17 protein-coding genes are annotated in these 22,258 nt (G+C 61.6%); 13 read left to right on the forward strand and 4 right to left on the reverse strand.

The window, feature by feature from the left end:
* Positions 1-232 precede the first annotated feature (232 nt).
* The 9 genes from rpsF to HZ99_RS20325 all read left to right on the forward strand — a co-directional run bounded on the left by rpsF (position 233) and on the right by HZ99_RS20325 (position 13,362).
* Positions 233-655 (forward strand): 30S ribosomal protein S6, encoded by a 423-nt coding sequence (rpsF, locus tag HZ99_RS20285; RefSeq protein ID WP_003217491.1) that lies wholly within the window; start codon positions 233-235, stop codon positions 653-655.
* 29 nt (positions 656-684) lie between these two features.
* The gene (gene rpsR, locus HZ99_RS20290; protein ID WP_003171373.1) at positions 685-915 is read left to right on the forward strand and encodes a 30S ribosomal protein S18; all 231 of its coding nucleotides are present in this window, start codon (positions 685-687) and stop codon (positions 913-915) included.
* A 36-nt stretch (positions 916-951) separates the two neighbouring features.
* Positions 952-1,845 carry a hypothetical protein gene (locus HZ99_RS20295; protein ID WP_038445596.1) on the forward strand — a complete coding sequence of 298 codons (894 nt, stop codon included), beginning with the start codon at positions 952-954 and terminating at the stop codon, positions 1,843-1,845.
* Between the two features lie 18 nt (positions 1,846-1,863).
* Positions 1,864-2,310 carry a 50S ribosomal protein L9 gene (gene rplI / locus HZ99_RS20300; protein WP_003171376.1) on the forward strand — a complete coding sequence of 149 codons (447 nt, stop codon included), beginning with the start codon at positions 1,864-1,866 and terminating at the stop codon, positions 2,308-2,310.
* 108 nt (positions 2,311-2,418) lie between these two features.
* Entirely contained in the window at positions 2,419-3,813 is a 1,395-nt protein-coding gene (gene dnaB, locus HZ99_RS20305) for a replicative DNA helicase (RefSeq protein WP_038445597.1), read from the forward strand.
* A 179-nt stretch (positions 3,814-3,992) separates the two neighbouring features.
* Complete coding sequence (locus HZ99_RS20310; protein WP_038445598.1) at positions 3,993-6,296, forward strand: YgiQ family radical SAM protein; 2,304 nt, start codon at positions 3,993-3,995, stop codon at positions 6,294-6,296.
* A gap of 307 nt (positions 6,297-6,603) precedes the next feature.
* Positions 6,604-9,900 carry a DUF2126 domain-containing protein gene (locus tag HZ99_RS20315; protein ID WP_038445599.1) on the forward strand — a complete coding sequence of 1,099 codons (3,297 nt, stop codon included), beginning with the start codon at positions 6,604-6,606 and terminating at the stop codon, positions 9,898-9,900.
* A gap of 85 nt (positions 9,901-9,985) precedes the next feature.
* Positions 9,986-12,472 carry a circularly permuted type 2 ATP-grasp protein gene (locus HZ99_RS20320; RefSeq protein ID WP_038445600.1) on the forward strand — a complete coding sequence of 829 codons (2,487 nt, stop codon included), beginning with the start codon at positions 9,986-9,988 and terminating at the stop codon, positions 12,470-12,472.
* Positions 12,472-13,362, forward strand: a complete 891-nt coding sequence (locus tag HZ99_RS20325; protein ID WP_038445601.1) for a transglutaminase family protein — start codon at positions 12,472-12,474, stop codon at positions 13,360-13,362. Before HZ99_RS20320 ends, HZ99_RS20325 begins: the two co-directional genes overlap by 1 nt.
* Positions 13,363-13,472: 110 nt before the next feature.
* Here HZ99_RS20325 and HZ99_RS29025 read toward each other — a convergent pair whose 3' ends face one another.
* Positions 13,473-13,649, reverse strand: coding sequence for a hypothetical protein (locus HZ99_RS29025; RefSeq protein WP_181883196.1), 177 nt, complete (start codon positions 13,647-13,649; stop codon positions 13,473-13,475).
* Between the two features lie 383 nt (positions 13,650-14,032).
* Here HZ99_RS29025 and azu point away from each other — a divergent pair, with 383 nt between their 5' ends.
* On the forward strand, positions 14,033-14,479 hold the full coding sequence (gene azu / locus HZ99_RS20330; protein WP_038445602.1) for an azurin: 447 nt from the start codon (positions 14,033-14,035) through the stop codon (positions 14,477-14,479).
* Between the two features lie 110 nt (positions 14,480-14,589).
* On the opposite strand, the gene nadE is transcribed toward azu, so the two are convergent.
* The 3 genes from nadE to HZ99_RS20345 all read right to left on the reverse strand — a co-directional run bounded on the left by nadE (position 14,590) and on the right by HZ99_RS20345 (position 17,651).
* On the reverse strand, positions 14,590-15,417 hold the full coding sequence (gene nadE / locus HZ99_RS20335) for an ammonia-dependent NAD(+) synthetase (protein WP_038445603.1): 828 nt from the start codon (positions 15,415-15,417) through the stop codon (positions 14,590-14,592).
* Between the two features lie 3 nt (positions 15,418-15,420).
* Positions 15,421-16,635, reverse strand: coding sequence for a nicotinate phosphoribosyltransferase (pncB, locus tag HZ99_RS20340; protein WP_038445604.1), 1,215 nt, complete (start codon positions 16,633-16,635; stop codon positions 15,421-15,423).
* Positions 16,636-16,760: 125 nt separating this feature from the next.
* A complete protein-coding gene (locus HZ99_RS20345) occupies positions 16,761-17,651 on the reverse strand; it encodes a LysR family transcriptional regulator (RefSeq protein ID WP_038445605.1) in 891 nt (296 codons plus the stop codon).
* Between the two features lie 153 nt (positions 17,652-17,804).
* Between HZ99_RS20345 and HZ99_RS20350 the strand changes: the two genes are divergently transcribed.
* The 3 genes from HZ99_RS20350 (at position 17,805) to HZ99_RS20360 (ending at position 22,252) form a co-directional block, all read left to right on the forward strand.
* Positions 17,805-19,295 carry an aldehyde dehydrogenase family protein gene (locus tag HZ99_RS20350; protein WP_038445606.1) on the forward strand — a complete coding sequence of 497 codons (1,491 nt, stop codon included), beginning with the start codon at positions 17,805-17,807 and terminating at the stop codon, positions 19,293-19,295.
* A 146-nt stretch (positions 19,296-19,441) separates the two neighbouring features.
* On the forward strand, positions 19,442-20,725 hold the full coding sequence (locus HZ99_RS20355) for an NAD(P)/FAD-dependent oxidoreductase (protein ID WP_038445607.1): 1,284 nt from the start codon (positions 19,442-19,444) through the stop codon (positions 20,723-20,725).
* A gap of 390 nt (positions 20,726-21,115) precedes the next feature.
* A complete protein-coding gene (locus tag HZ99_RS20360; RefSeq protein ID WP_038445608.1) occupies positions 21,116-22,252 on the forward strand; it encodes a branched-chain amino acid ABC transporter substrate-binding protein in 1,137 nt (378 codons plus the stop codon).
* The last annotated feature ends 6 nt before the right edge of the window (positions 22,253-22,258 follow it).

Here is a 22,258-nt window from a genome sequence, read left to right on the forward strand (position 1 = left end):
CTGGCCTAACGTATTCGCGAGCAAGCCCGCTCCCGCACTGGTTTTGCATCGCCTGAAAGGTTGTTCAAATAATCACCAATTGCCTTGCGCCCTTTCTCCCCCTTCTCTACAATTGCGCCCCTTGCCTTCCTGGCGGGTGCTTATGTGCCTCCCTTCGGCAAGATTCCTAAGTGTCATTCACTCCTTGTCTGACCGTTTTTGAGCGGCAGGCTACAACCCGTAAGGAGCATTCATGCGTCATTACGAAATCATCTTTTTGGTCCACCCGGATCAAAGCGAGCAAGTCGGCGGCATGGTTGAGCGTTACACCAAGCTGATCGAAGAAGACGGCGGCAAAATCCACCGTCTGGAAGATTGGGGCCGTCGTCAACTGGCCTACGCAATCAACAATGTTCACAAGGCTCACTACGTGATGCTGAACGTTGAGTGCACTGGCAAGGCCCTGGCCGAGCTGGAAGACAACTTCCGCTACAACGATGCAGTGATCCGTAACCTGGTCATCCGTCGCGAAGAAGCCGTTACCGGCCAATCCGAGATGCTCAAGGCTGAAGAAAACCGCAGTGAGCGCCGTGAGCGTCGCGACCGTCCTGAGCACGAAGGCGCTGAAAGCGCTGATAGTGATGACAGCGACAACAGCGATAACGCTGACGAGTAATCCACGGACCTTATTAAGGAGCCTATCAAATGGCACGTTTCTTCCGTCGTCGTAAGTTTTGCCGCTTCACCGCTGAAGAAGTGAAGGAGATCGACTACAAAGATCTCAACACTCTGAAAGCCTACGTATCCGAGACCGGCAAAATTGTTCCAAGCCGTATCACCGGTACCAAAGCTCGTTATCAGCGTCAGCTGGCCACCGCTATCAAGCGCGCCCGCTTCCTGGCCCTGCTGGCCTACACCGACAGCCACGGCCGCTGAGACCGGGCAGTCGACAAGTGGTAAGGGATTGAATGCATGCGCGCCTTAGCTGAGTTCATCATGCGCGGTCGTGTGCAGGCCACTCTGGTAGTGGCTGGATGTGCTGCATTGCCGTTGTTGTATTGGTTGGGTGCTGCCGCGGGAAGCCTTGTGCTGCTGCGGCGCGGTTTGAAGGACGCCCTGGGCGTCCTTGCCCTGGGGTTGTTGCCGGCCTTGATCTGGTGGCTGCAATTCGGTGATCCACGGGTGCTTCTGGTACTGGTGGGGTCTTCGAGCCTTGCGTTGGTTTTGCGCGCAAGTGAGTCCTGGGTCCGTACGCTGCTGGTCAGCGTGGCATTGGGAGTGGTGTATTCGGTGGTGCTTGGCGCGGCTTTCCGCCCGCAAATCGAGGCGCTGTCGCAGGAGTTGGTAAAAATCCTGCCACTGGCCCTCGGGGATCTCTACCAGCAATTGTCGGTAGATGAGCGAGCGCGCATGGCCACACTGATTGCTCCGGTTCTTACCGGCCTGATAGCGGCACTGTTGCAGATCGTCAGTGTGCTGAGCCTGATTCTTGGGCGCTACTGGCAGGCGTTGTTGTATAACCCGGGTGGTTTTGGTCGCGAGTTTCGCAGTATCAGAATCCCCGCAGGCCCAGCGATGTTGCTGCTGGCGTGCATGCTTGTAGGGCCGAACTTCGGTCCGCAAATGGCCATGTTGACGCCGTTGTGCAGCGTACCGCTGGTGATTGCCGGGCTGGCCCTGATGCACGGGCTGGTGGCGCAAAAGCGCCTGGCCAAGTTCTGGCTGGTGGGGTTGTACGTGACGCTGTTGCTGTTTATGCAACTGATCTATCCGTTACTCGTGGTCTTGGCCATTGTCGACGGCCTGATTGATTTTCGCGGTCGTCTGGCGCCGAAAGACGCCGATAACGCGAACGGTGAAGGTTAAAAGTTAGAGGATTTTCACATGCAACTGATCCTTCTGGAAAAAGTCGCCAACCTGGGCAACCTGGGCGACAAAGTAAACGTTAAGGCCGGCTACGGTCGTAACTACCTGCTGCCATACGGCAAAGCCACCGCTGCAACCGCTGCCAACCTGGCCGCGTTTGAAGAGCGTCGCGCTGAGCTGGAAAAAGCTGCAGCAGACAAGAAAGCTTCGGCTGAAACCCGTGCTGCCCAACTGGCCGAGCTGGAAGTGACTATCACTGCCACTGCTGGCGACGAAGGCAAGCTGTTCGGTTCGATCGGTACTCACGACATCGCTGACGCACTGACCGCCTCCGGCGTTGAAGTGCAGAAGAGCGAAGTTCGTCTGCCGAACGGCACCATCCGCAACGTAGGCGAATTCGACGTAGCCGTGCACCTGCACGCTGAAGTTGAAGCCACCGTACGCGTTGTCGTGGTAGCAGCTTAAAGCACCTAACTGACTGGCACCGCGCGTGTCAGGCAGTTAACATCGGGCACGATCCTGTTTACAGGTCGTGCCTTTTGTTTTTCTACACCCCCCTAATTCCAAGTGGCCATGAACGATATTTCAGCTCCCGAGCAATACGATCTGCAAACCGCTGCCCTGAAGGTGCCGCCGCATTCCATCGAGGCCGAACAGGCCGTGCTCGGTGGCTTGATGCTGGACAACAACGCCTGGGAACGTGTGCTCGATCAAGTCTCGGATGGTGATTTCTATCGGCATGACCACCGCCTGATCTTTCGCGCCATTGCCAAGCTGGCCGACCTTAACTCCCCCATCGATGTCGTGACCCTTGCCGAGCAATTGGACAAGGAAGGTCAGACTTCGCAGGTGGGGGGGCTCGGTTACCTGGGAGAGCTGGCGAAAAACACGCCTTCCGTCGCTAACATCAAGGCGTACGCGCAGATCGTCCGTGCACGGGCAACCTTGCGGCAGCTGATTGGTATCGCCACGGAAATCGCCGATAGCGCCTTCAACCCCGAAGGCCGCACGGCGGAAGAAATCCTTGATGAGGCCGAGCGGCAGATCTTCCAGATCGCCGAAGCGCGGCCCAAGACCGGCGGCCCGGTCAGTGTCAACGACCTGTTGACCAAGGCTATCGACCGCATCGACACGCTGTTTAACACCGACAACGCCATCACCGGCCTGTCCACTGGCTACACCGACCTCGACGGCATGACCAGCGGCCTGCAACCGGCTGACTTGATTATCGTCGCTGGTCGTCCGTCCATGGGTAAGACCACCTTCGCCATGAACCTGGTGGAGAACGCGGTGCTGCGTAGTGAGAAGGCGGTACTGGTCTATTCCCTGGAGATGCCAGGTGAATCGCTGATCATGCGTATGCTCTCGTCCCTGGGGCGGATCGACCAGACCAAGGTGCGGGCCGGCCGCCTGGAAGACGACGATTGGCCGCGCCTGACCTCGGCGGTCAACCTGCTCAACGACCGTAAGCTGTTCATCGATGACACCGCAGGTATCAGCCCCTCGGAAATGCGCGCCCGAACCCGTCGCCTGGTGCGTGAACACGGTGACGTCGGCCTGATCATGATCGACTACCTGCAATTGATGCAGATCCCTGGTTCCGGCGGTGATAACCGGACCAACGAGATTTCCGAAATCTCGCGCTCCCTCAAGGCCCTGGCCAAGGAATTCAACTGCCCGGTGGTTGCGCTGTCGCAGCTCAACCGTTCCTTGGAGCAGCGTCCGAATAAACGCCCGATCAACTCCGACTTGCGGGAATCCGGAGCGATCGAGCAGGATGCTGATGTGATCATGTTTGTTTACCGGGACGAGGTCTATCACCCGGAGACCGAACACAAAGGCATTGCCGAGATCATTATCGGCAAGCAGCGGAACGGGCCCATCGGCACCACGCGCCTGGCGTTTATCGGTAAATACACACGTTTCGAAAACCTCGCGCCGGGCAGCTATAACTTCGAGGACGAGTAACCTTGTGGGAGCGGGCTTGCCCGCGAATGCGGTATCACATTCCCCCTTTTGCTGAATGACACACTGCTTTCGCGAGCAAGCCCGCTCCCACATTAATTCCGACCATAGCCGTCGGAATTGGTCAAAATTTGTGCTATATTCCGCGCCCGCGATTTTTCATCTCAACACCGGTCACCGTCATGCAAACAGCCAAGCCGTTATTTGACTATCCCAAGTACTGGGCCGAATGTTTCGGTCCTGCGCCATTCCTGCCCATGAGCAGGGAGGAGATGGATCAGCTTGGCTGGGATTCATGCGACATCATCATCGTCACGGGTGATGCCTACGTTGACCATCCGTCGTTCGGCATGGCGATCATCGGCCGGCTGCTGGAGTCCCAGGGCTTTCGCGTCGGGATCATTGCCCAGCCGAACTGGCAGTCCAAAGACGACTTCATGAAGCTTGGCGAACCGAACCTGTTCTTCGGCGTCGCGGCCGGCAACATGGACTCGATGATCAACCGCTACACCGCTGACAAAAAAATCCGTTCCGACGACGCCTACACCCCTGGCGGCATGGCCGGCAAACGCCCGGACCGTGCGAGCCTGGTGTACAGCCAGCGCTGCAAGGAAGCCTACAAGAACGTGCCGATCGTGCTTGGCGGTATCGAGGCTTCCCTGCGCCGTATCGCCCACTACGACTACTGGCAGGACCGGGTGCGCAATTCGATCCTGATCGACGCCACCGCCGATATCCTGCTGTACGGCAACGCCGAGCGGGCGATTGTCGAAGTCGCCCAGCGCCTGTCGTGGGGCCACAAGATCGAAGACATCACCGACGTGCGCGGCACGGCGTTCATTCGCCGTGACACACCCGCCGGCTGGTACGAAGTGGACTCCACCCGTATCGACCGCCCGGGCAAGATCGATAAGATCATCAACCCATACGTGAATACCCAGGACACCCAGGCCTGCGCCATCGAGCAAGAGAAAGGCCCGGTTGATGACCCGCAAGAAGCCAAGGTCGTACAGATCCTTGCCAGCCCGCGCATGACCCGCGACAAGACCGTGATCCGCCTGCCATCGGTGGAAAAGGTTCGTGGCGACGCCGTGCTGTATGCCCACGCCAACCGCGTGCTGCACCTGGAAACCAACCCCGGCAACGCCCGCGCCCTGGTGCAGAAGCATGGCGAAGTGGACGTGTGGTTCAACCCGCCGCCCATTCCCATGACTACCGAAGAAATGGACTACGTGTTTGGCATGCCTTACGCACGTGTTCCCCATCCTGTGTATGGCAAGGAGAAGATCCCGGCCTACGACATGATCCGCTTCTCGGTGAACATCATGCGTGGCTGCTTCGGCGGCTGTACCTTCTGCTCGATCACCGAGCACGAAGGCCGGATCATCCAGAACCGTTCCGAAGAGTCGATCATTCGCGAGATCGAAGAGATCCGCGACAAGGTCCCGGGCTTTACCGGCGTGATCTCTGACCTCGGCGGCCCGACCGCGAACATGTACCGCATCGCCTGCAAGAGCCCGGAAATCGAATCTGCGTGCCGCAAGCCATCGTGCGTGTTTCCCGGTATCTGCCCGAACCTGAACACCGACCACTCGTCGTTGATCCAGCTGTATCGCAGCGCCCGTGCGTTGCCGGGTGTGAAGAAGATTTTGATTGCTTCCGGCCTGCGCTATGACCTGGCCGTCGAGTCGCCGGAGTACGTCAAGGAGCTGGTGACCCACCACGTCGGTGGCTACCTGAAGATCGCCCCGGAACACACCGAGGAAGGTCCGCTCAACCAGATGATGAAGCCGGGCATCGGCAGCTATGACAAGTTCAAGCGCATGTTCGAGAAGTACACCAAGGAAGCGGGCAAGGAGCAGTACCTGATCCCGTACTTCATCGCCGCCCACCCAGGCACCACCGATGAAGACATGATGAACCTGGCCCTGTGGCTCAAGGGCAATGGATTCCGTGCCGACCAGGTGCAGGCGTTCTACCCCTCGCCAATGGCCACCGCCACCGCGATGTACCACTCGGGCAAGAACCCGCTGCGCAAGGTCACCTACAAGAGCGACGCGGTGACCATCGTCAAGAGCGAAGACCAGCGTCGCCTGCACAAGGCCTTCCTGCGCTACCACGACCCGAAAGGCTGGCCGATGCTGCGTGAGGCATTGACCCGCATGGGCCGCGCCGACCTGATCGGGTCGGGCAAGGACCAGTTGATCCCGCTGCACCAGCCGTCCACTGACAGCTACCAGAGCGCCCGTCGCAAGAACTCGACGCCGGCGGGCAGCCATAAGGTCGCCAAGGAAACCACCACCAGGATCCTCACCCAGCATACCGGCCTGCCACCCCGTGGCAGCGACGGCAGCAACCCGTGGGACAAGCGCGAACAAGCCAAGGCCGCGGCCCAGGCGCGTAACAAGCAGGCTGCCAAGGAACGCAGCGATGCGGCCAAGGGCAAGGGCGGCAAGCCTGCGCGCAAGCCGGTGGTACCGCGTTGATCGTGGCCTGAATATGCAAAACGCCAGCCTCGTGCTGGCGTTTTGCTTTCAATGCGGTGGTTGGCCTGTTTGTTAAGGTGGCGCGGACTCGGACGCTATCGCCGGCAAGCCGGCTCCTACAGGGGAATGCATGTTCATTGTAGGAGCCGGCTTGCCACAAATATGTGCAACGCTTGCACCATCGTGCCCACGCCAGCGCCGTTTTGGTGCTGTACTGCACCGGGCCCCACGATAAAGCGCAATGGCCGCCGCTCTGGCATAAGTCTTGCGCGCATCAAGCCCATGCCCTGGCTCGCAGGAGGCCGCCGTGTCGATTCATGTCGCGTTGCACCACGTTACGCATTACCGCTACGACCGCGCTGTCGAACTCGGCCCGCAGATTGTGCGGTTGCGCCCGGCGGCCCATAGCCGCACGCGGATTCTGTCCTACGCGCTGAAAGTGCTGCCCGAGCAGCATTTCATCAACTGGCAGCAGGACCCCCAGGGCAATTACCTGGCGCGGTTGGTATTCCCGGAAAAGACCGACGAGCTGCGCATCGAAGTCGACCTGGTCGCCGAGATGGCCGTATTCAATCCGTTCGACTTTTTCCTCGAACCCTACGCCGAAAAAATCCCTTTCAGCTACGCCGCCGATGAGCAGCGCGAGCTGGCGCCGTACCTGGAAACCCTGCCGCTGACGCCAAAGTTCGCCGCGTACCTGGCCGGTATTGACCGCACGCCATTGCCGGCCGTGGACTTTCTGGTGAGCCTCAACCAGCGTCTGGCTGCCGATATCGGCTACCTGATCCGCATGGAGCCCGGTGTACAAACCCCGGAGTTCACCCTGGAAAACGCCTGCGGCTCATGCCGCGACTCAGCCTGGTTGCTGGTGCAGACCCTGCGCAACCTGGGGCTGGCAGCACGTTTCGTGTCTGGTTACCTGATTCAACTCACCGCCGACGTCAAAGCCCTTGATGGCCCCTCCGGCACCGAAGTGGACTTCACCGACCTGCACGCCTGGTGCGAGGTGTACTTGCCCGGCGCCGGCTGGATCGGCCTGGATGCCACCTCTGGCCTGTTTGCCGGTGAAGGCCATATCCCGTTGGCCTGTAGTCCCGATCCATCGTCCGCCGCCCCGATCAGCGGCCTGGTGGAACCGTGCGAGTGCGAATTTACCCACGAAATGTCGGTGGAGCGCATCTGGGAAGCACCGCGTGTCACCAAGCCCTATACCGAAGAACAATGGCTGGCGATCCAGGCGCTGGGCCGGCAGATCGATGGTGACCTGCTCAAGGACGATGTGCGCCTGACCATGGGCGGCGAGCCGACCTTTGTCTCTATCGACGACCCTGACGGCGCCGAGTGGAACACCGCAGCCCTCGGCCCGGACAAGCGCCGACTGTCTGCCGAGCTGTTCCGGCGTATGCGCAAGCACTATGCGCCCAAGGGCCTGGTGCACTTCGGCCAGGGCAAGTGGTATCCCGGCGAGCAACTGCCGCGCTGGTCCCTCAACTGCCACTGGCGCCGGGATGGGGTGCCGGTCTGGCACAACGACGCGTTGATTGCCGACGAGCAGCAAGACTACGGCGCAGATGAGGTGATGGCCGGGCGCTTCCTGGCGAGCATCGCCGAGCGCCTCAAATTGCCGGCGCGCTTTGTATTCCCGGCCTTTGAGGACAATTTCTATTACCTGTGGCGCGAAGGCGCCCTGGCGCAGAATGTCAGCGCCCAGGATTCACGCCTGGACGATGAACTGGAGCGCGAGCGCCTGCGCAAGGTGTTCAGTCAGGGCCTGGATAAAGTCATCGGCCATGTGCTGCCCCTGGCGCGCACGGCGGCCAATGACCGTTGGCAGAGTGGCCGGTGGTACCTGCGCGACACCCATTGCCGGTTGGTGCCTGGTGACTCACCGCTGGGCTATCGCTTGCCCCTGGCCTCGCAGCCGTGGGTGACGGCGGCAGATTATCCCTTTGTTCATCCGACAGACCCCAATCAGGACTTGCCGGAGCTTCCCTCCACTGCGTCAACGCCTGGCGAGCCCGCCCTCATCGACGAGCGCGTGCCCGGGATCGACGAGTCCGCCGACTGGCTGACCCGCACCGCCCTGTGCGCCGAAGCGCGGGGAGGGCGGCTCTACGTGTTCATGCCGCCCCTGGAGCGGGTCGAGGATTACCTGCAATTGGTGGCCGCCATCGAGGCCACTGCCCAGGAACTGCATTGCCCGGTGTTGCTGGAAGGCTACGAGCCTGCGAGTGATCCGCGCCTGAGCAACTTCCGGGTGACGCCAGACCCAGGTGTGATCGAAGTCAACGTGCAGCCATCGGCGACCTGGGATGAATTGGTGGAGCGCACCGAGTTCCTCTATGAAGAGGCCAGGCAAACCCGCCTGACCACCGAAAAATTCATGATCGACGGGCGCCACACCGGCACCGGCGGCGGTAACCACTTTGTGCTGGGTGGGGCCACGCCCAAGGACTCGCCGTTCCTGCGCCGCCCGGACCTGCTGCGCAGCCTGATCAGCTACTGGCATAACCACCCGTCCTTGTCGTACCTGTTTTCCGGGCTGTTTATCGGGCCGACCTCCCAGGCACCGCGGGTGGATGAGGCGCGCAACGATGCGCTGTATGAGCTGGAAATCGCCTTCGCGCAGATGCCTGCGCCGGGCGAAGAATGCCCGCCGTGGCGGGTGGACCGCTTGCTGCGCAACCTGCTGATCGACGTCACCGGCAACACCCATCGCGCCGAGTTCTGTATCGACAAACTCTACTCCCCCGACGGTGCCACTGGCCGCCTGGGCCTGCTGGAGTTGCGGGCCTTTGAAATGCCGCCCCACGCACGCATGAGCCTGACCCAGCAGTTGCTGTTGCGGGCCCTGGTGGCACGCTTCTGGCGTGAGCCCTACGCGCCGCCAAAGCTGGCGCGCTGGGGCACGGAGCTGCATGACCGGTTCCTGCTGCCGCATTTTATCGAGCAGGACTTTGCCGACGTGATCGTCGAACTCAACGCGGCCGGCTACCCGCTGCGCGCCGAATGGTTTGCCGCACACCTGGAGTTCCGTTTTCCCAAGGTCGGCGACTATGCCGTCAGCGGTATCGAACTGGAACTGCGCCAGGCCCTGGAGCCCTGGCATGTGCTGGGCGAGGAGGGGGCGGCGGGCGGTACGGTGCGCTATGTGGACTCATCCCTTGAGCGCTTGCAGGTCAAACTCAACGGCCTGGCGCCGCAGCGCTATATGCTGACCTGCAACGGCGTGGCCGTGCCGCTGCACGCCACCGGCCGGGTGGGTGAGTTCGTCGCGGGCGTGCGCTATCGCGCCTGGCAACCGGCCAACTGCTTGCAGCCGACCATTCCCGTGCATGCACCGTTGGTATTCGATCTGCTGGATACCTGGATGCAGCGTTCCCTGGGCGGTTGCCAGTACCACGTGGCCCATCCGGGTGGACGCAATTACGACTGCTTGCCGGTGAATGCCAACGAAGCGGAAAGCCGGCGCATGGCGCGCTTCTTCCGCCTGGGCCACAGCCCTGGGAAACTGCCGGTGCCGACGGTGGTCGTGAGCGATGAGTTGCCAATGACCCTGGATCTGCGGCGCTTCCCCCATAAAAATGACGCAGCCCAGCCCTAATGTAGAGGCCGGCAAGCCAGCGCCTACAGTAGATTTGCAGTGTTTGTGAGTTAATCTGACTTCCCTTGCCCCTGCCGAGCGTTCCATGTCCGACTTGCTCGACCGTTACCCGCTGACTGCGGGTACTTATCACGAACTGCTGGATGACAGCGGCGCCGTGCGCGCTCATTGGCAGCGCCTGCTCGACCATCTGCAACGCAGCACACCGGCGCAACTGGCCCAGCGCCAGGCGTTGCTGACCCGGCAGATGCAGGAAAACGGCGTGACCTACAACGTTTACGCCGACCCCAAGGGTGCCGACCGTCCCTGGGAGCTGGACTTGCTGCCCCACGTATTGGCGGCGGATGAGTGGGCGCATTTGTCGGCGGGTATCGCCCAGCGTGCACGGTTGCTCAATGCCGTGCTGGCCGACCTGTATGGCCCGCAACGCCTGATTGCCGAAGGCTTGCTGCCGGCAGAGCTGGTGTTTGGCCATAACAACTTCCTCTGGCCGTGCCAGGGCATCCAGCCGCCCGATGGGGTGTTCCTGCACCTGTACGCGGTGGACCTGGCGCGCACCCCGGATGGCCGCTGGTGGGTCACGGCGGACCGCACCCAGGCGCCGTCCGGGGCCGGTTATGCCCTGGAAAACCGTACCATCGTCTCCCGTGCCTTCCCGGATTTGTATCGTGACCTGCAGGTACAGCACCTCACCGGTTTCTTCCGCACCCTGCAGGAAACCCTGGCCCGTCAGGCACCCGGCGATGACCAGCCGCCGCTGATCGTGCTGCTGACGCCGGGACGGTTCAATGAAAGCTATTTCGAACACCTGTACCTTGCCCGCCAGCTCGGCTACCCATTGGTAGAAGGCGGCGACCTGACCGTGCGCGACAGCACCGTGTACCTCAAGACCCTCAGCGGCCTGCGTCGTGTACACGCGATCATGCGGCGGCTGGACGATGATTTTTGCGACCCCCTGGAGCTGCGCACTGACTCGGCCCTGGGCGTGCCCGGCCTGCTGGACGCAGTGCGTCAGGGCAATGTGCTGGTGGCCAACGCCCTGGGTGCCGGCGTGCTGGAGTCCCCCGGATTGCTGGGTTTTTTGCCGCGGATCAATCAGTTTCTGTTTGGCGAAGAGCTGATCCTGCCGTCCATCGCCACCTGGTGGTGCGGCGAAGCGCCGGTGCTGGCCGACGCCCTGGAGAAACTGCCGGAATTGTTGATCAAACCGGCCTTCCCGTCGCAAAGTTTTGCCCCGGTGTTTGGCCGCGACCTGGACGACGCACAGCGCCAGGCCCTGGCCGAGCGCATGCAGGCGCGCCCATATGCCTACGTGGCCCAGGAGTTGGCGCAACTGTCCCAGGCGCCGGTGTGGCATACGGTGGATGACCATCTGCAACATCGCGCCATCGGCATGCGTGTGTACGCGGTGGCTGGCGACGATGGCTACCGGGTGCTGCCCGGTGGCCTGACCCGTGTGGCTGCGCAGGCCGACGCTGAAGTGGTGTCGATGCAGCGCGGCGGGGCGAGCAAGGACACCTGGGTGCTGGGCGAGCGAGCCCCCGGTGGCGAGCAATGGCGCGCGCAAAGGGTGATCGGCACCCATGACCTGGTGCGTCGCGATCCATACCTGCCTTCGCGGGTGGTAGAAAACCTGTTCTGGTTCGGCCGTTACTGCGAGCGCTGTGATGACAGTGCGCGCTGGCTGCGCATCGTGCTCGCCCGTTATGTCGACGGCGACGACCCCCTGGCCTTGCAGGCTGCCGTGGAGCTTGGGGAAAGCCTGCGCCTGCTGCCGGAGGAGGGCGAGTTGCCCGAGCGCCTGCTGCAAGCCCTGCTCGGTGAGGACTGGCCGTCGAGCCTGCGTGCCAACCTGCAACGTTTGCAGTGGGCGGCATCCCAAGTGCGCGGCAAGCTTTCCCGGGAGAATTGGCAAGCCCTGGTGGAGTTGCAGCGTGAGGCCATGGAGCTGGAAAGCGAGGCGCCGGATTTCGGCGAGTTGCTGGACTTTCTCAACCGCCTGGTGATGTCCCTGGCGGCCCTGTCCGGCTTTGCCCTCGACGACATGACCCGCGACGAAGGCTGGCGCTTCTTGATGATGGGCCGGCGCATCGAGCGCCTGCAGTTTCTCAGCAGCAGCCTGGCGGCCTTCCTGCGCGGGGTCGCGGTGTTCGACCAGGCCGGGCTGGAGTGGCTGCTGGAGCTGGGCAACAGCAGCATCACCTATCGGTCGCGCTACCTGGCGGTGCCGCAGTTGATTCCGGTGCTGGACCTGTTGCTGCTGGATGAGCAGAACCCTCACGCCGTGGTGTTCCAGCTCAAGCTGGTGAGCCGTACCTTGCGCCGGCTCAACGATGACTTCGGCGTACCCCGGGAGACCGGGCTGGCACCGCTGGTGGAGCGCCTGGCGCGTTTTGACCTGGGTTGCCTGGAGAATCCGTTGTTTGGCGACGCCAGCGTGCGCGCGGCCCTCGATGGCCTGGCGGACCTGTTGCAGGCGGTGGCCGATGAAAGCGGGCAAGTCTCCGATCGCCTGGCCCTGCGCCATTTTGCCCATGTGGATGATGTCAGCCAGCAAACGGTGTCGGTGTGATGAGCGCGCGTTACCAGATTTTCCACGATACCCATTACCACTACGACAGTCCGGTGTCCCTGGCCCAGCAGCTGGCGCACTTGTGGCCGCGCCCGTGTGCCTGGCAGCGCTGCACCTCGCGGCAATTGCAGATCAGCCCCGAGCCGACGGCACGTCGCGATGAGCTGGATGTATTCGGCAACCCGATCACCCGGCTGGCATTCGAGCGGCCCCACGATGAGTTGCTGGTCAACGCCGGCTTGACCGTGGAAGTGCTGGCCCGGCCTGTGCTGGACTTCAGTCAGTCACCGCCCTGGGACCAGACCCGCAACAGCCTCACCTATAGTGGCCTGCCGTTGTCGTTGGAGGCCATCGAGGCGTGCCGCTATCGTTTCGAATCGCCCTACGTGCATTTGAAGAAAAACTTCGTCGACTTCTCCGAGAGCTGCTTTGCGGCCGGCCGTCCTCTGTTGTTGGGCGTGCAGGCATTGATGGAGAAGATTTTCAGCGAGTTCACCTTCGATGCCGAAGCCACCCAGGTCGCCACGCCACTGGTGGAGGTGCTGGAGCGCCGACGGGGGGTATGCCAGGACTTTGCCCACCTGATGCTCGCCTGCCTGCGCTCACGGGGCCTGGCGGCGCGTTACGTCAGTGGTTACCTGCTGACCCAGCCGCCGCCCGGCCAGCCACGGCTGATCGGCGCCGACGCGTCGCACGCATGGGTGTCGGTATTTTGCCCGCTGTCGGGTTGGGTGGATTTTGATCCGACGAACAACGTGCAGCCGGCACTGGAGCACATCACCCTGGCCTGGGGCCGGGATTTTTCCGATGTGTCGCCGTTGCGTGGGGTGATCCTGGGGGGCGGGAGCCATGACCCGGAAGTGCGGGTAACGGTCATGCCGCTGATGTAGGCGCTGTAGAAGCCCGCTTGCCGGCGATAGCGAGTTGCCTGTTGGCGCATCATCGGCTGATGCGCCGCCATCGCTGGCAAGCCGGCTCCTACACGAACCTGTGTCTATGCTCAGGCGTCTTTCGCAGTCTCGGTGTCATCAGCCGCCACTTCACCTTCGGCATCCGGGTTCAGTGCGCCTGCTTCTTCGTCGGCTGCGGCTTTCTTGCGTTGCAGCTTTTCCTCTTTCTTCTGTTCCTTGGCCAAGTCTCTCTGACGTTTGGCGAAGGAGTAGTTGGGTTTTGCCATGGGCGATCCTCTGGGGTCGAAGGTGAGGTTGAGCGGCGGGTATTCTGCCTTTAAACGTGCCCCAAGGGTTAATCGGGTTTCAGAATCGCCTCTCCAGGTTAAACGTTAGTCGACATTAACCGTTTCGTAAGTACCGCTGGCGCCACAGGCGTAAGCGGCGAGCAAGCTGCGCAACAGGCTGTTGAGGTGCATGGCTCGGACTCCAGGAAAGTAAAGACGAGCCGATCATAGGCCGCGTGCGGCACTTTGGCTGGTTGATTCTGTCGATCAGTCTGATAGCCTAAAGTTGTATACAATTTGTTGATTCAGATCATTGGAACATCTGCCTGCCTCAGGCACCCTTGTCGCACATGCGTTTTTTAAACCCTGCCTTGGAGATTCACATGTTTGCCAAAATCGTTGCTGTTTCCCTGCTGACTCTGGCCAGCGGCCAGTTGCTTGCTGCAGAGTGCAAGGTCACCGTCGACTCCACTGACCAGATGTCCTTCGACACCAAGGCCATTGAAATCGACAAGAGCTGCAAGACGTTCACCGTTGAACTGAAACACTCCGGCAAGCTGCCAAAGAACGTCATGGGCCATAACTGGGTGCTGACCACTGCTGCCGACATGCAGCCGGTTGCAACCGATGGCATGGCCGCCGGCATCGACAACAACTATCTGAAAAAAGACGACACGCGCATCATCGCCCATACCAAAATTATTGGTGCTGGCGAGACTGATTCGGTGACTTTCGATGTGTCCAAGCTGACTGCTGGCACCGACTACATGTTCTTCTGCTCGTTCCCAGGCCACATCTCGATGATGAAAGGCACTGTGACCCTGAAGTAAGGCTCGAACCGCGTTATCGTTCATCGCCGGCAAGCCAGCTCCTACAGGGGAACGCATTCCAAATGCAGGAGCCGGCTTGCCGGCGATGGCGGTCCAGAACTCTTTACATCTCAAGGCGCAAACGGCATCACCCGTTTGTGCTCCGTCTTGCGATAGGTATCGCAGATAATCCTGAACGCTTCCTCGCGCACCGGCTCGCCGTGCAGGAACGCATCGATCTCGGTATAGGTCACGCCATGGGACGCTTCATCCGGCTTGCCCGGTGACAGGTCTTCCAGGTCGGCCGTGGGGATCTTCTCCACCAGCGACTCCGGCGCACCAAAGTGCCGTGCAATTGCCCGCACCTGGTTTTTCACCAGCCCGCTCAGCGGTGCCAGATCGCAGGCGCCATCACCGAACTTGGTGAAAAAACCCATCACGGCTTCTGCCGCATGGTCCGTCCCGAGCACCAGGCCACTTGCCGCGCCGGCGATGGTGTATTGCGCCACCATGCGCATCCGCGCCTTGGTATTGCCCAGCACAAAGTCACGGGACACCGCAGCCTTGCCTTCGAAGGCCGCCACTTCATTGGCCAGGGCCTTGACCGCCGGGCCGATATTGACCGTGTGGCGCTCGTCGGGGTTGATAAAGTCCACGCTGGCCTGGGCGTCGTGTTCGTCGAACTGGGTCTCGTAAGGCAGGCGCACGGCAATGAAACGGTAAGCCTCATCGCCCTTGATGGCGCGCAGTTCTTTCATCGCCCGTTGGGCCAAAAGGCCTGCGGTCAGGGAGTCGACACCGCCGCTGATGCCCAGCACCAGGGTCTTGAGCCCCGAATTGAGCAGGCAGTCCTGGATAAAGGTAATTCGCCGGGCGACTTCCGCCTCAAGGGCGGCGTGGTCCTGGAACGGCGGTTGGACCTTGAGCTGTTGGGCAATCTCACGCTGTACGGCTTGCATGATTCACTCCTCGCTAGAGATGGCAGGTACTTTGAAAACGTGGCGCAAATAGGCGACGAAGTTCGGATCCGTGCAGTGGGTCTTGCCCGCTTCATCAGAGATCTTCGCCACGGGCTGGCCATTGCAGGCGGTCATTTTAAGCACGATGCTCATGGGTTCTACACCTGGAATGTCACAGGTCAGGTTGGTGCCGATGCCAAAACTGACATTGATCCGACCGCGCAGCGCCCGGAAAATCTCCAGGGCCTTGGGCAGCGTCAGGCTGTCGGAGAACACCAGGGTCTTGCTCATCGGCTCAATGCCCAGCTTGTGGTAATGGGCAATGGCTTTTTCGGCCCACTGCACCGGGTCGCCGGAGTCATGGCGCAGGCCGTCGAACAGTTTGGCGAAGTACAGATCGAAATCGCTGAGGAAGGCATCGGTGGTGATGCAATCGGTCAGGGCGATGCCCAGCAGGCCACGGTACTCGCGAACCCAGCAATCGAGGGCGGCGATCTGGCTGTCGATCAGCCGCGGGCCCAGTTGCTGGTGGGCCATGATCCATTCATGGGCCATGGTGCCCAGAGGCTTCATGTCCAGCTCGCGGGCCAGATGCACGTTGCTGGTGCCGACGAAACGGCCGGGGAAGTCGTGCTTGAGCACATTCACCACTTCCTCCTGCACGCGGTAGGAGAAGCGCCGACGGGTGCCGAAGTCCGCCACCTGCAACTCGGCCAGCTCATCGCTGCCGGCATTGGCGCTCAGCCAGTCGAACTTGCGATACAACTGCTCACGGGCCTGTTCCAGGATGATGGTCTGGTAGCGATAGCGGTTGCGCACTTCACTGACGATGGCCAGCAGCGGCACTTCAAACAGGATCACATGCAGCCAGGGGCCGCGCAGGCGGATAAACAATTCGCCGTTCTCGATCCCGGTCTGCACATAGCGCAGGTTGAAACGGAACAAGCCGAGGAAGCGCAGGAAATCCGGCTTCATAAAGCTGATACGTTCCAGGAAGCCCAACTGGTCGGGGCTCAGGCTCAACTCGGCCAGGCGCTCGATCTGGTAGCGGATTTCTGCCAGGTAGGGGCGCAGGTCCTCGCTGTTACGGCAACGGAACTCCCATTCAACTTCCACGTTGGGGTAGTTGTGCAGCACCGCCTGCATCATGGTCAGCTTGTAGAAGTCGGTGTCGAGCAGGTTCTGCACGATGCGATCGGCAAACACGCTCTCGCTCATAACGGGAATCTCCAAACAAGAATGGCGCTAGTGGCGCATAGACCTGTGTTGTTTTGCCAGAGGTTTTTTTGTTAAGGCGCACTGGCGCCATCGCTGGCTTGCCAGCGATGGCGGTATCCCTGGTGCTAGACAACCTGCTCCATCATCCACTTCACAAAATCCCGCACCTTGGGCACCTCCGCCGCATGCTCCGGGTAGGCCAGGTAATACGCATCCTGGCTGGGCATCCCATGTTGCCAGGGGATCACCAACTTGCCGTCGGCCAGTTCCTCCTCCACCAGAAAGCGCGGCAAAAGCGCCACCCCGCAACCCACCTGCGCGGCGCGGATGCACATATAGAACGTGTCAAATCGCGGCCCGTGATAGCTGTGCTCGGTCTGGTAACCGAGGCTGGCGAACCAGTCGTGCCAGCCCTGGGGGCGCGAGGCATTTTGCAGCAGCACCAGTTCGCTCAGTTGTGTGGGGTCGCGCAAGGGCTGGGCCGGCAGGCTCTCGGGTGCGCACACTGGCACCAGTTCTTCGCTGAACAGCTTGAGGCTTTCGGTGCCCGGCCTGGAGCCGGCACCGAAGTAGAAAGCCAGGTCGGCCTTGCCTTGCAGCAACTCGTCCGGGGACTGCTCGTTGCACAGGTCCAGGTGGATCTGCGGGTGGCGCAGGCGCCAGCCCTTGAGCCGTGGCACCAACCAGCGCGCACCGAAGGTGTAGGGCGTGGATACCCGCAGTACCTCGGTCTCGCCGCCGTAGGAGCGCAGGTAATGGGTCGACATCTCCACCTGGCTGAGGATCTTGCGCACTTGCACCAGGTACAGATCGCCCGCCGGAGTCATCTGCAAACGGCGACGTACCCGGCGAAACAGCAGGTGCTGCAGCAACTCCTCCAATTGCGCGACCTGTTTGCTGACGGCGCTCTGGGTGAGGTTCAGCTCTGCGGCGGCGCGGGTGAAGCTCAGATGGCGGGTCACGGCCTCGAAGCACTGCAGGGCGGTGATCGAAGGCAAATGTCTTTTATTGAGCACGGCACGCCTCTTTTTTTGTTTTGCATGAATAAACGGAATGATATCTCGCCTAAACGTCGTTTGTTGGCAAGTCCTGGGCCGGCTACAAATAAGGCCTGGATCGTCGTGCGGGCCGCGGCGCAATTTTTTGTTGGTGGATTGAAGGAGTGACCCATGGTTGCTGCATTGCTTGATCGTCTCGGTGTAGACCCGGCGTTGTACCAGGCGGGGAAACAGCCCGTGCATTCACCCATCGACGGTAGCCGCATTGCCAGTGTGCACTGGGAAGGCGCCGCCGAGGTCGAGCAGCAGGTCAGTCGCGCCGAGCATGCATTCGATGCCTGGCGCAACGTACCGGCGCCCCGGCGCGGCGAGCTGGTGCGCCAGTTTGGCGACCTGCTGCGTGAGTACAAGGCCGACCTGGGCGAGCTGGTTTCCTGGGAAGCCGGCAAGATCACCCAGGAAGGCCTGGGTGAAGTGCAGGAAATGATCGACATCTGTGACTTCGCCGTGGGCCTGTCGCGCCAGTTGTACGGCCTGACCATTGCCTCCGAGCGCCCTGGCCACCATATGCGGGAAACCTGGCACCCACTGGGTGTGGTGGGCGTGATCAGCGCCTTCAACTTCCCGGTGGCGGTGTGGGCGTGGAACACCGCGCTGGCGCTGGTGTGCGGCAATGCGGTGATCTGGAAACCCTCGGAAAAGACCCCGCTCACCGCCCTGGCCTGCCAGGCCCTGTTCGAGCGGGTCGCGAAGCGCTTCAGCGATGCGCCGCCGTACCTCAGCCAGGTGGTCATTGGCGGGCGTGACGCCGGCGCCGCCCTGGTGGATGACCCGCGTGTGGCGCTGATCAGCGCCACTGGCAGTACGCGCATGGGGCGCGAAGTGGCGCCCAAGGTCGCCGCGCGGTTTGCCCGCAGCATTCTGGAGCTGGGCGGCAACAACGCGATGATCCTCGGCCCCAGTGCCGACCTGGACATGGCCGTGCGCGCCATCCTGTTCAGTGCGGTGGGTACCGCTGGCCAGCGCTGTACCAGCCTGCGCCGGCTGATCGCCCATGAGTCGGTCAAGGAAGAAATCGTCACACGCCTCAAGGCCGCCTATTCCAAGGTGCGCATCGGCCACCCGCTGCAAGGCAACCTGGTCGGCCCGCTGATCGACAAGCACAGCTTCGAAAACATGCAGGACGCCCTGGAGCAGGCCCTGAGCGAAGGCGGCAAGGTGTTTGGCGGCAAGCGTCAGTTGCAGGAGCAGTTCCCCAACGCTTACTACGTGTCGCCGGCCATCGTCGAAATGCCCGAGCAAAGCGATGTGGTGTGCAGCGAAACCTTTGCGCCGATTCTGTATGTGGTCGGCTACAACGACTTCAGCGAAGCGCTGCGCCTGAACAACGCAGTGCCGCAGGGTTTGTCGTCGTGCATCTTCACCACTGATGTGCGCGAGGCCGAGCAGTTCATGTCGGCGGTGGGCAGTGATTGCGGGATTGCCAATGTCAACATCGGGCCCAGTGGTGCGGAGATCGGCGGGGCGTTTGGCGGTGAGAAAGAAACCGGTGGCGGGCGTGAGTCGGGCTCGGATGCCTGGCGCGGGTACATGCGCCGCCAGACCAACACGGTGAACTATTCGCTGGAACTGCCGTTGGCCCAGGGCATCACCTTCGACTGAGTCAGGTGCGGCCAATGTGGGAGCTGGCTTGCCTGCGATAGCGGTGTTGGATTCACCATCGTCATCGCCGGCAAGCCGGCTCCTACAGGGGGATGTGTTGGCAGTTCCAAAGCGTTGTTTGTTAGGTCTTGGCCCGGAGTCTGGCAATGGCATTACGCGAAGCGTGTTTGTGGGAACAACTGACCCCAGGGCGGCCGGATCGCGCCGCGCTCACGGGCGAGGTCAAGGTGGATGTGTGTGTGATTGGCGCCGGCATCACCGGTTTGTCGGCGGCCATCCATTTGCTGGAGCAAGGTAAAAGTGTCTGCGTGCTGGAGGCCCACCGCACCGGCCACGGCGGTTCGGGGCGCAACGTTGGCTTGGTCAACGCCGGGATGTGGATCCCCCCGGATGAGATCGAGGCCGGCTTCGGCACGGCGGTGGGCAGCCAGCTCAACCGTATGCTCGGCGCGGCGCCGTCCCTGGTGTTCAACTTGATCGACAAGTACAACATCGATTGCCAGCTGCGCCGCGAGGGCACATTGCACATGGCGCACAACGCCCGTGGCGAAGCCGACCTGCGCAGCCGCGAGGAGCAATGGAAGCGCCGTGGCGCGCCCGTGGAGCTGTTGACCGGTGCCGCGTGCGAGCAGGCCACCGGCACCCAAAAGATCGCCGCCGCCTTGCTTGACCGGCGTGCCGGCACCTTGAACCCGATGGCCTACACCAGCGGCCTGGCCAATGCCGCAGTGGGCCTGGGTGGGCAGTTGTTCGACCATTCCCCGGTGAGCCAACTGGAGCGCCAGGGCTCCCGCTGGTCTGTGCAAACTGCCCAGGGGGCGGTCCAGGCTGAGCACGTGGTGATCGCTTCCAACGCCTACACCGAAGGTGAATGGACTGACCTGCGGCGCAGTTTTTTCCCCGGTTATTACTACCAGGTGGCGTCGGCTCCGTTGAGCGATCAGGCCGCGCAACACATCCTGCCCGGCGGCCAGGGCTCCTGGGATACCCGCCAGGTGTTGAGCAGTATCCGCCGCGATGCCGATGGCCGTTTGCTGCTGGGCAGCCTGGGCAATGGCAACCAGAAGCCTGTGTGGTTCCTCAAGGCATGGGCCGACCGCGTACAGCAGCACTATTTCCCCTTCCTCAAGGCGGTGGACTGGGAATACACCTGGACCGGTTGCATCGCCTTCACCCCGGACCACTTGATGCGTCTTTTCGAGCCCGCGCCCGGGCTGGTGGCCGTCACCGGCTACAACGGGCGTGGCGTGACCACCGGCAGCGTGGTGGGCAAGGCATTTGCCGAGTACGTGTGTCACCAGGATCCCCAGGCCTTGCCGATTCCGTTTGCACCGATGCAGCCGCTGGCCGGGGTGGGCCTGCGCAGTTGTCTGTACGAGGCCGGATTTTCGCTGTATCACGCCGGTCAATGCCTGCGTATTGTCATCTGATCAGCGAAATAGCGCTCAGAAGCCGGCATTTTCTTAGCCGGCTACTAATCTGTATTGGTGCGAGTCGTAGCAGTGACGCACTGTAAATGTGCACTTCCGTTACGCACAGGGTTACAGATGCTTGGAGGGGCGCTTGATGGCTGGCTGACATCAACTCATCGAGCGGGTTTTACCTTTTTTCTCTCTCTGGTTGCACCTCTTGAAGCCAGAGGGTTGCACGTCCCGCCAAAAAGGCACCGAAACACCTGTAATAACAATGACACCGTGTCTTTCTGAAATAAAAAAACGCAATGGCACGCCGCTTGCTCTCAGCTTTCCAGTGAAGGTTTCAAGTGAAAGTTTGAAGTGAAATTGCAGTGCCCATTCAATAAAAAACTCGGAGCACCACTCATGTCCCAGACGTTTTACAAGAAAGGTTTCCTGGCCCTCGCGGTAGCTGCCGCGCTGGGCGTTTCTACGTTTGTTCAAGCTGATGTGAAGATTGGCGTGGCGGGGCCGATGACGGGCGCCAACGCCGCCTTCGGTGAGCAGTACATGAAGGGTGCCCAGGCGGCGGCCGATGTGATCAACAAGGCCGGCGGGATCAACGGCGAGCAGATCAAGCTGGTGGCTGGCGACGATGCCTGCGAACCCAAGCAGGCCGTGGCCGTGGCCAACCGCCTGGCCGACCAGGACAAAGTGATCGGCGTGGTCGGGCACTTCTGTTCGTCGAACACCATTCCAGCCTCCGAGGTGTACGACGAAGCGGGCATCATCGCAATCACCCCAGGCTCCACCAACCCACAAGTGACCGAGCGTGGCCTGGGCGCCATGTTCCGTATGTGCGGGCGTGACGACCAGCAGGGCATTGTGGCCGGCGACTACATCGTCGACGTGCTCAAGGGCAAGAAAGTCGCGGTCATCAACGACAAGGACACCTACGGCAAAGGCCTGGCCGATGCCACCGCCGCCCAGTTGACCAAGCGCGGCGTCAAGCCGGTGCTGGAAGAAGGCCTGACCCGCGGCGAGAAAGACTTCAGCGCCCTGGTCACCAAGATTCGCTCCCTGGGCGCCGACGTCGTGTACTTCGGCGGCCTGCATCCGGAAGCCGGTCCACTGGTGCGTCAGATCCGTGAAGCGGGTCTCAAGGACGTCAAGTTCATGTCCGACGATGGCGTGGTGACCGACGAACTGGTGGCGACCGCCGGCGGTGCGCAGTACGTCGATGGCGTCTACATGACCTTCGGCGCCGACCCGCGCCTGCTGCCAGACAGCAAGGCTGTGGTCGAAGAGTTCCGCAAGCAGGGCACCGAGCCTGAAGGCTACACCCTGTATGCCTACGCTTCGATCCAGGCCCTGGCGGCCGGTTTCAACGGCGCCAAGTCCAACAAGGGCGAGGACGCGGCCAAGTGGCTCAAGGCCAACCCGGTGCAAACCGTGATGGGCATCAAGGAGTGGGATGCCAAGGGTGACCTGAAGGTCTCCGACTACGTGGTTTACCAATGGGACAAGGATGGCAAGTACCACCAGTTGGAAAAGCAGAAGTAATCAACC

Origin of the sequence: Pseudomonas fluorescens, from assembly GCF_000730425.1 — a bacterium.
GTDB classification, from domain to species: domain Bacteria; phylum Pseudomonadota; class Gammaproteobacteria; order Pseudomonadales; family Pseudomonadaceae; genus Aquipseudomonas; species Aquipseudomonas fluorescens_X.

Coding starts and splice junctions, on each gene's coding strand:
- pncB (WP_038445604.1), bottom strand. CDS start 16,635: ATGAGCGAGAGCGTGTTTGCCGATCGCATCGTGCAGAACCTGCTCGAC.
- rplI (WP_003171376.1), top strand. CDS start 1,864: ATGCAACTGATCCTTCTGGAAAAAGTCGCCAACCTGGGCAACCTGGGC.
- HZ99_RS20325 (WP_038445601.1), top strand. CDS start 12,472: ATGAGCGCGCGTTACCAGATTTTCCACGATACCCATTACCACTACGAC.
- rpsR (WP_003171373.1), top strand. CDS start 685: ATGGCACGTTTCTTCCGTCGTCGTAAGTTTTGCCGCTTCACCGCTGAA.
- rpsF (WP_003217491.1), top strand. CDS start 233: ATGCGTCATTACGAAATCATCTTTTTGGTCCACCCGGATCAAAGCGAG.
- HZ99_RS20355 (WP_038445607.1), top strand. CDS start 19,442: ATGGCATTACGCGAAGCGTGTTTGTGGGAACAACTGACCCCAGGGCGG.
- azu (WP_038445602.1), top strand. CDS start 14,033: ATGTTTGCCAAAATCGTTGCTGTTTCCCTGCTGACTCTGGCCAGCGGC.
- HZ99_RS20295 (WP_038445596.1), top strand. CDS start 952: ATGCGCGCCTTAGCTGAGTTCATCATGCGCGGTCGTGTGCAGGCCACT.
- dnaB (WP_038445597.1), top strand. CDS start 2,419: ATGAACGATATTTCAGCTCCCGAGCAATACGATCTGCAAACCGCTGCC.
- nadE (WP_038445603.1), bottom strand. CDS start 15,417: ATGCAAGCCGTACAGCGTGAGATTGCCCAACAGCTCAAGGTCCAACCG.
- HZ99_RS20350 (WP_038445606.1), top strand. CDS start 17,805: ATGGTTGCTGCATTGCTTGATCGTCTCGGTGTAGACCCGGCGTTGTAC.
- HZ99_RS20320 (WP_038445600.1), top strand. CDS start 9,986: ATGTCCGACTTGCTCGACCGTTACCCGCTGACTGCGGGTACTTATCAC.
- HZ99_RS20360 (WP_038445608.1), top strand. CDS start 21,116: ATGTCCCAGACGTTTTACAAGAAAGGTTTCCTGGCCCTCGCGGTAGCT.
- HZ99_RS20310 (WP_038445598.1), top strand. CDS start 3,993: ATGCAAACAGCCAAGCCGTTATTTGACTATCCCAAGTACTGGGCCGAA.
- HZ99_RS29025 (WP_181883196.1), bottom strand. CDS start 13,649: ATGGCAAAACCCAACTACTCCTTCGCCAAACGTCAGAGAGACTTGGCC.